Source organism: Vibrio sp. 1249-1, from assembly GCF_033340495.1.
In genome coordinates, this window is sequence record NZ_JAWOWJ010000270.1 from 1 (window position 1) to 890 (window position 890).

The following is an 890-nucleotide window of genomic DNA, read 5'->3' on the forward strand; positions in this document are numbered from 1 at the left end:
TTTTCTTTTATCTAAGATTCGATTGATATAATCTTTCTCAGAAGCAATGCTATTATCATCTAACTTGGGCCTTGCTGTACGCTCTATAATTTTGATTGGCTTTTTACCTTGCATTGTTGAACTAACCCTTCTTAATCAATTTTAAACTCAGCTATTCCTACTTTTATATCTGATGCATCACCTGTTTCCGGAATACTCGCCTTGGTGTGAATATACCGTATCGGAATACCGAATGAAGATGCATCTCTGATTTTTTTCGCAGCTATTTTTTCTGTCGTTTCATCTTCGTTTTCAGACATTAGCTTAGTGATTTCTTCAGCATATTTACTAGTCCCTTGCTGATACGCTTCGTTTCCAATTTTTCTACTACCCAAAGGACTGCTCCCCCCTTTGGCCTCAACAATGATAATTTCACCTAGTGGTGGCTCTTCCACCTCGTAAACCATATCAAAGTCGCCCGGCTTCGAAATTGAGGTTCCAATATCTTTGGGATGAAGCAGCTTAGCATTAGGACGTTTACTCCGGACAAAGTCATCCGCGGCTAACTCACCAATTTTTGCAGATTTCTGATTAATCTTGGCGATTTGGGCGTTATATCCATCTTGGCCAATCCGAGCGTCCATTGCCTCTTGACGCTCTTTCAAGCATTCATCAATTTTTGCTTTGTTTCTTTCTGTTAGCTCATAATCACTCGTATTGAGTTCAGAGTTTTCTTTATACTCAGCTTTATTCAACACAAGATCTTCAGTGAAGATCGTGCAACCTTCTTCCCCGCCAACTTTCTCTGAGTCAAAAACATGCGCATTGACAAATTCCTCAATCCCAACAACATACTGCACTTCGTGTCTGCTGCCATCTTCTCCGACGGATGACTCTTTTGCAGCGTTTAA

Annotated in this window: 1 pseudogene; it reads right to left on the bottom strand. The window is 40.4% G+C overall.

Annotated features, from left to right (window positions below):
* Positions 1-131: 131 nt before the first annotated feature.
* A pseudogene (locus tag R7Z50_RS25765) lies at positions 132-890 on the bottom strand (type IV secretion protein Rhs); the annotation flags it as partial.